The 7,127-nt window shown below is 62.7% G+C and carries 8 protein-coding genes; 5 read left to right on the top strand and 3 right to left on the bottom strand.

Annotated features, from left to right (window positions below; translation table 11 throughout):
* Positions 1-11: 11 nt before the first annotated feature.
* On the bottom strand, positions 12-446 hold the full coding sequence (locus NEZ08_RS13480) for a hypothetical protein (protein WP_298107501.1): 435 nt from the start codon (positions 444-446) through the stop codon (positions 12-14).
* Positions 447-600: 154 nt separating this feature from the next.
* On the opposite strand from NEZ08_RS13480, the gene NEZ08_RS13475 reads away from it, so the two are divergent.
* Positions 601-1,245 carry a hypothetical protein gene (locus tag NEZ08_RS13475; RefSeq protein WP_298107499.1) on the top strand — a complete coding sequence of 215 codons (645 nt, stop codon included), beginning with the start codon at positions 601-603 and terminating at the stop codon, positions 1,243-1,245.
* A 20-nt stretch (positions 1,246-1,265) separates the two neighbouring features.
* Here the strand turns inward: NEZ08_RS13475 and NEZ08_RS13470 are convergent, their stop codons facing one another.
* Together NEZ08_RS13470 and NEZ08_RS13465 are read right to left on the bottom strand one after the other, a co-directional pair.
* Positions 1,266-1,691, bottom strand: a complete 426-nt coding sequence (locus tag NEZ08_RS13470) for a universal stress protein (RefSeq protein ID WP_298107498.1) — start codon at positions 1,689-1,691, stop codon at positions 1,266-1,268.
* A 205-nt stretch (positions 1,692-1,896) separates the two neighbouring features.
* Positions 1,897-2,439: a histidine phosphatase family protein gene (locus NEZ08_RS13465; RefSeq protein ID WP_298107496.1), complete on the bottom strand. Its 543-nt coding sequence runs from the start codon at positions 2,437-2,439 to the stop codon at positions 1,897-1,899.
* Between the two features lie 99 nt (positions 2,440-2,538).
* Between NEZ08_RS13465 and NEZ08_RS13460 the strand changes: the two genes are divergently transcribed.
* From NEZ08_RS13460 to NEZ08_RS13445, 4 genes are all read left to right on the top strand, one after another.
* Positions 2,539-4,008, top strand: a complete 1,470-nt coding sequence (locus NEZ08_RS13460; protein WP_298107495.1) for an FAD-binding oxidoreductase — start codon at positions 2,539-2,541, stop codon at positions 4,006-4,008.
* Between the two features lie 127 nt (positions 4,009-4,135).
* Positions 4,136-4,636, top strand: a complete 501-nt coding sequence (msrB, locus tag NEZ08_RS13455) for a peptide-methionine (R)-S-oxide reductase MsrB (protein WP_298107494.1) — start codon at positions 4,136-4,138, stop codon at positions 4,634-4,636.
* A 213-nt stretch (positions 4,637-4,849) separates the two neighbouring features.
* Positions 4,850-6,658 carry a flagellar hook-basal body complex protein gene (locus NEZ08_RS13450; protein WP_298107493.1) on the top strand — a complete coding sequence of 603 codons (1,809 nt, stop codon included), beginning with the start codon at positions 4,850-4,852 and terminating at the stop codon, positions 6,656-6,658.
* Positions 6,659-6,707: 49 nt separating this feature from the next.
* A partial coding sequence (locus tag NEZ08_RS13445; protein ID WP_298107491.1) for a flagellar basal body protein occupies positions 6,708-7,127 on the top strand: 420 nt, incomplete at its 3' end.

Here is a 7,127-nt window from a genome sequence, read left to right as displayed (position 1 = left end):
CGAAGTCGAAGTCACGCCTTGCGCAGCGCGAAGTGAGCGCCACAAAACGCCATCACGGCACCGAGGCCAAGCGCGGCGAGTCCCGTGAGGAGGCCGGCGAAGGTCGGAACGGAGCTGGGGCCGGAAGCGGCCTGGCCGGCGCCCACAAGCACCAGGACACCGATCGCAATCAGGAAATGTTGCATCCGTTGCGGAATTTGCCCTGACGCTGCGCTATGCATCAGCGAAGCCGTAAAATAGCCGCCGCAAAATCCGACCGTTGCGATCAGCCACCATGCGAGCGCGCTGCCCGCCGGCATCAAAGTGCCGGCATCGGATCGCCACAAGCCGCCGAGATCGAGTCCAAACCTTGCGCCCAGCATGTGCACGGCGAGCGCGAGCAGCACGCCGGAAATCGCGGCGGCGCCAAGGATAATGCGGCTCGGGAAGGGAGTCGTCTTGGGCATGGTGCGGTTGTAGAATAGGGCAGGCGATCGGCGCAAGCTTGTGTGATGCCTCTGACTGCCGCTGCGTTGTTTTTGGTTCTGCCATTCGTAAGACTCCTGCCGCGACATGATACGAATGTCAGAACCACGACACTCGGCCAAAGAAAGCCGTTTGATGAGGCTCGCTTCCATCTTCCAAACATTCTGCTACGCCAGAAGCGGTTCGTTGCCGCCGCCGCAGCCCAACTCGTCAGGTCCGGCCGGTATACGCTACGCCTACAAGGCTTCGCTGGTCGGCTCTGCGCATCAGTTTGAGCTGACCGAACGGGGGCTGTCATGGCACGTTGGCGGTCGCGCGGGCGTCTGGGACTATCGGGAAATCGCGAGTGTGCGGCTTTCCTATCGTCCGGTATCGATGCAGGCACGCAGGTTTCGCGCCGATCTCACGAAGGCAGGGGGCGGATGGCTCCCGATCTTCTCGACCAGCTGGCAGACCGCAGCGCTGATGGTGCCTCAGGACAACGACTACCGCGCTTTCGTTATCGAGTTACACCGGCGGATGGCGCAAGCGGGCAGCGAGGCCGTTCTGACCGGCGGCCTTCACCCGCGCCTCTATGGCGCTGCAATCGTATGCGTGGCCTTGCTCGCAATCGCGATGGCCGGGCTGCTGCTGCGATCACTACTGACGGGACAATGGGCCGGCGCGTTGTTTCTGATCGGCTTTGCGGCATTGTTTGCATGGCAGGTCGGCGGCTTCATCCGGCGCAACCGCCCTCTCACCTACACGTTCGACGATTTGCCGGAATCCCTGCTGCCTTAGGGATTAAGACCCGGCTTGCTTCAATGTCGCACCACCAGCACCGAGCATTTGGCGTAGCGAACGACATGGCCGGCGTTGGAGCCGAGAAAATAGGTGCGCATGGCGGGCCGATGCGAGGTCATCACGATCAGGTCGGCCTTGACTGCAGCGGCTTCCTCCAGGATTTCGTGATAGATGCCGCCCTGGCGCACGGCGATGGAGATGCGGCTTGCGTCGATCCCCGACTCGCGGGCCACAATGGCAAGTGCCTCTTCCGAGGTTTCCCGCTGCTGAACGTCGAAATCGGCCGGCACATATTCCGCCAGCATCACTGGGGTCATCGGCATGACGTTGAGAAGCCGCACCTTGCCGTTCCAGGTCTGAGAGAGGGTTGCCGCGGTTGCGAGTGCGGGCCGCGCCAGATCGGTGTCGGCGAGATCAAGCGGCACGAGAATGGAACTGAACATCTGCGCCTCCCTGGAGCTCCGATTCCAAAGTTCGCAGGCCGTTGCGAGACCCTGGGAACCTCAAATTCGCCGCGTCGGCCCGGGTGCCGGAACCTGCCTCCGAACGAATCTAGCATAACCAGAAGTGAATCCCTGGACGAAGACCGACGTTTGGTGAACGACCGCATCGCACAAACGAGAAGCAACGCGCGTCAGAAGCTGAACCTTATTCGCGCGACGTCTGCCGGATCAGTTTGGGGCTGATAAACAGCTCCAGCCGTCCACGCCTGATCCGGACATCGCTCCAGTCATCGATATCGAAATCGATGATGGCGAGGCCTGCCGTGGGCAGATTGTCGGCGAGCGCACTGCGCCCGGCGGCATCGCCGTGGCCCGCAAGCGCGGTCGCAAGCTCATGCATTCCGGGATTGTGGCCGACCAGCATCAGCCGCTTAGGATCGGTGACGGAGGCGTTGCGGATGGTTTCGAGCAGCTGGGAAACGTCGGCGCCGTAGAGTTCCGGCGTCAGCTGGACCTCGGGCGCAGGCATGGCGTCCCGCATGGCCTCCCAGGCGATCTCCCAGGTCTGCACAGCGCGCGCCGCGCGCGAGACCAGAACGTGGCTCGGAAAAGGCGGATGGCGGCTGATCCAGCGGCCGATCTGGGCTGCATCGTGGCGGCCACGGCTGTCGAGCCGGCGGTCCTCGTCGCGGCCGCTCGGCGCGTCAATTTCGGTCTTGGCGTGCCGCAACAGCATCAGACGGCGCATGACGGATTCCGATTCGATTCAAGCAACGACAAATTAATCTACTGTGTTGCGGCCAAGGACAAGGTGACAAGCGCTAGATTGATCCCGTAAGTAGACGGCATGAGCGAGATACTGACCGGGGACGGCGGCGGGCTCGATGGCAGCCGCGCGCGGTTGACCTTCGATGTGGATGCCGACATTTGCGTGGTCGGCGGAGGGCTTGCTGGCCTGACGGTCGCTCTCGAGGCCGCGCGTCTTGGCGCCAGCGTCGTCGTGCTCGAGGGCCGTCACATCGGCTGGGGCGCTTCGGGCGGCCTGCTCGGTACCGTGATGCCGGGTTATGATCTTGCGATCAAGGACGTGATTGCGCGCGTCGGTCTCGAGGACGCCAAAGAGCTCTGGCAGTTGTCCAAAGAGGGCGCCGAATATGTTCACGCACAGGCGACCGACGAACTGATGCCAGGCATCAGCGTGAGCGAGGGCGCTCTCGTGGTTTCCAATGTCGATGCCGGCGATCGCCTGATCAGCGAATTGCAAATGCTGAGCGAGGATTTCGCGACCGAAGTCGAGGGATGGCAGGTCGATCAGGTGCGAGCGCAGCTGAAGACCAACCGCTATTTCCATGGCATCTACTTTCCGAAAGCCTTTCAGGTTGATGGCCGCAAATACATCCATGGCCTTGCTGCGCTGGCGAAGCGGGCAGGGGCGCGAATTTTCGAGGAAACGCCGGTGGTCGGCATTGACGCATCGGGCATCCGCAAGCGGATCGTCACGCCGTCGGCGCGATTGCGCGCATCGCACATCGTTCTCGCTGGCAACGTTCATCTGGGGGCGCCGTCGCGGCGGCTGTCGGAGACGCTGCTGCCGGTCTGGCGCTATGCCGGAATCACCGAGCCGCTCGGCGAACGTCTCACCGACATGATCGCTTTCAAGGGATCGGTGATCGACACCGACCGCGTGGACCAATTCCGCATTGTCGACGGCGATCGCTTGATGTGGGCGAGCCCGGAGACTACCTGGGATGCGCGCCCTCATCGGTTCGCGCCCGCCATTGCGCGGCGCATCCGGACGATTTTTCCGCAGCTCGCCCGGGCTCAGGTGGCGGATCTGTGGGGCAGCGCAATCGGGCAAACGGTGCATGGCATGCCGCAAATCGGTCAGCTGCGCAAAGGACTCTGGGTGGCGAGCGGCTTCGGCCGGCAGGGCTTGAGCACGACCGCGATGGCGGGACAGCTGATCGCCCGCAGCATTCTCTGGGGCGACGATCGCTGGCGGCTGTTTTCTCCGTTCGAGCTGGTGTGGGCGGGCGGCCTCACCGGTCGCGTCGCCGGACATTTGATAGGCATGTGGTCGCGCGGCAGCTCGGCCGCCGCGGGCGCGCTCGCCCGTTATCGCGAACGCTTGCGTGAACGGGAGCGTATCCGCGAGGCGCGGCTCGTGGAAGCCAACCGCCTGGCTGGAACACGGCCACCGCGGCCGCGCACACCGCTATCTCGGCCCAATCCGAGGCCGCAACGCAACAACGACCATCCGCAGCCCGAACGCTCGCCAACCCCGGTCGGGGCCGAACCCGGCGAGGGGGGCTCCTGATCGGCCGTTTCGCTGTCCGCCCGCTCGCAAGAAAGTGAGCATTGGCGACCCGACGAGTGTAACTTTCCCGGCTGGTCGCCGTATCTGGAAAGGTACATCCTGCCCGTTTCGAGACGGAGACGCTCCCATGATCGATCGCCGTATTCTGCTTGCAACCACTGCCGGACTGTTCGGTTTCGGCGCACTACGCTGGCTGCGCGGTGAGCCCGCCAACGCCGCGGAAAAGTTCGAGGTCGAAAAGACCGAGGCGGAATGGCGCGCCCAGCTCACCCCGCAGCAATATGAAATCCTGCGCAAGGAAGGCACGGAGCGCCCCTGGACCAGCCCGCTCCTGAAAGAGCACCGCAAGGGCATATTTGCCTGCGCCGGCTGTGACCTTGCGCTGTTCTCTTCGGAGACAAAGTTCGAAAGCGGCACCGGCTGGCCCAGCTTCTACCAGCCGCTGGAGAATGCGGTGGGCAAGCGGGAAGACCGCACCTTCGGCATGCTGCGCACCGAAGTACATTGCCGCCGCTGCGGCGGCCATCTCGGCCACGTCTTCGACGATGGACCGAAGCCGACGGGCTTACGCTACTGCATGGACGGCTACGCACTGGTTTTCCACCCGGCGGCGCCGACCGCGAGTTGAACGCGAATCCGCCGTTCGCGGAACTTTGCACCCGGTAATTGTTGCCGCCCCGGCAAATGTGCCCTGGTCTCAAGACCGGGGCATTTTTGTTTAACTACCTGAAATAACAGGAATCTCGCTGTTGGCACGGCGATTGCGACGTCTCCGTCGATGATGGTTCTACGCGGGTAGCCGCCTGCGTGACCTTTAGGGATCGGATGTGGAGACAAAGTTATGGGTATCTTCGACGCGCTAAATACCTCGGTAGGTGGCCTGCAGGCTCAATCCTTCGCGTTGCAGAATATATCGGGCAACATCGCAAACGCCTCCACCGTCGGTTACAAGGGTATCTCTACCAGCTTCGAGGACCTGATCCCGGACGTGCTGACGGTCGACAAGCAGGTCGCCGGCGGTGTCACGGCCCACGCGCAGCAGACGATCACGAGCCAGGGGACGGTTTCAAGCTCGACTGTCGCAACCAATATCGCGATCAATGGCGACGGCTTCTTCGATGTGCAAAAGCCGACCGGCACTGTCGACAACACGCCGACCTTCAACGGCGTCACCAACTATACGCGCGCCGGCGATTTCCAGGTCAATGCGCAAGGCTATCTGGTCAACAGCGCCGGCTATTACCTGATGGGTGTCAACGTCGATCCGAAAACCGGCAACCCGCTGGGCAACGTGCCGACGGTTCTGCAGTTCAACAACAATTTCGTTCCGGCGCAGTCGACGACGGCGATTCAATATGCCGCGAACCTGCCGACGGTTCCGGTCACGGTGGCGAGCCCCAATGCCACCCCCGGAACGATCACTGCCGCGGGCGGCCTCAACCAGGCCGATTTCGGCATCAACAATCCGGTGGTAGCTGGAACGCCGGCGCAGCCTTACGTCAACGGATCGGTGACGGGCAATACGGCCCAGGACGCCTCGGCCAACAAGATCACGACAACGACGGCGCTCAGCAGTCTGCCAACGGCGATCACCGGCGGTGACGTCATCGTCAACGGTACCACTATTACATTTTCGAACAGCGCGACCACGACCACGCCGCCCTACAATATCGATACGACCGGCGGCACGGTTGGCGACCTGCTTACAACACTCGACAAGATCACCGGGAACACCAGTAACGCCAGCAGCATTACCAACGGTCAGGTCACGCTGAACACAGGCCTGAATAATGACCTCAAAGTCACCGCCGACACCAGCGGCGTCTTTTCGGAACTCGGTTTCACGAGCCTTCCGTCGGCGACCCGCACCGGCGGCGGATCGACCGGTACTGGCTTGGTGGTCGGCAATAACGTCACCACCTTCGACAATGAGAGCATCAGCGGCGGCGCCGTCACGGTCTACAACTCGGCGGGCACGCCGGTGAACGTCCAACTCCGCTGGGCCATGACCGACAGCGCCAGCCTCGGTCCCGGACATACCAACACGTGGAATCTGTTTTATCAGAGCAACTCGACGGCCACGGGCAGCCAGACGGCATGGACCAACGTTGGGACGAACTTCGTTTTCAACTCCAATGGTGTCCTGACCAGTCCGTCGGGCGGCGGCATCACCATCCCTGGTCTCACTGTGAACGGCCAATCGGTCGGTGACATTACGCTGAACTTTGCGACCGGCGCGTTGTCGCAATTCGCCTCGACCACCGGTACGGCGACGATCGGCCAGATCACGCAAAACGGCTTTGCCGCCGGACAGCTCCAGTCGGTGGCCATCAACAACAGCGGCCTCGTCGTCGGCACGTTCTCCAACGGGCAGAACATCGACCTGGCGCAGATCACGCTGTCGCACTTCAACGGGACGAACTACCTGCAAGCTCTTGATGGTCAGGCTTACGCGGCCACCGAACAGTCCGGCGCGGCGATCCAGGGCGCCTCGGGCACGATCTCGGGTTCGTCGCTCGAAGGCTCGAACACCGACATCGCCGACCAGTTCACCAAGCTGATCGTGACGCAACAGGCCTATTCGGCCAACACCAAGGTGATCACTACGGCCAACGACATGGTTCAGAATCTGCTGTCGGTGATCCGCTGACCAGCGGCTCGCTAATGTCAGCGTAACTTAATTCAAGGCGAGGATAAAGATGGGGTTGAGTTCTGCCCTTGCCACAGCGATGAGCGGTCTGCGGGCCAACCAGGCCTCGCTTGCGATTACATCCGGCAATATCGCCAACGCGCAGACACCGGGCTATGTGGCCGAGACGCCCAATCAGAGCGAACTGGCGACCGGCACGGGCGGCACCACCGTCCAGGTCAATGGCGTCACCCGCGAACTCGATGTGTTCATTCAGAATCAGCTGCGCACCGAGACCGGCGGAGCCGGTTTCGCCGACCAGATGTCGAACATCCTCGGGCAATTGCAACGCGTCTATGGCACCCCGGGAGGCACCGGCACGCTGGAAACCGCCTTCAACAGTTTCACCAGCGCGTTGCAGGGCCTGTCGAGCAACCCCGGCGGCCTGTCGGCGCAGACCACGGCGCTCGGCGCGGCGCAGACACTGGCG

Origin of the sequence: Bradyrhizobium sp., assembly GCF_027451485.1 — a bacterium.
Lineage (GTDB): Bacteria > Pseudomonadota > Alphaproteobacteria > Rhizobiales > Xanthobacteraceae > Bradyrhizobium.
This window is presented reverse-complemented; position numbering and strand designations above follow the sequence as displayed.